1 rRNA gene is annotated in these 264 nt (G+C 51.9%); it reads right to left on the reverse strand.

Going from position 1 to position 264, the window contains the following annotated elements:
• Positions 1 to 264: ribosomal RNA gene (locus tag J1779_RS00040) — 16S ribosomal RNA — on the reverse strand; the annotation flags it as partial.

A 264-nucleotide genomic window follows, 5' to 3' on the forward strand; every position in this document is an offset into this window, starting at 1 on the left:
CGCGAGTTTGCTTCTCTTTGTATATGCCATTGTAGCACGTGTGTAGCCCTACTCGTAAGGGCCATGATGACTTGACGTCATCCCCACCTTCCTCCGGTTTATCACCGGCAGTCTCCTTTGAGTTCCCGACATTACTCGCTGGCAACAAAGGATAAGGGTTGCGCTCGTTGCGGGACTTAACCCAACATTTCACAACACGAGCTGACGACAGCCATGCAGCACCTGTCTCAGAGTTCCCGAAGGCACTAAGCTATCTCTAGCGAA

The sequence above is a fragment of the Rahnella rivi genome, assembly GCF_019049655.1.
Classification (GTDB): Bacteria; Pseudomonadota; Gammaproteobacteria; order Enterobacterales; family Enterobacteriaceae; genus Rahnella; species Rahnella rivi.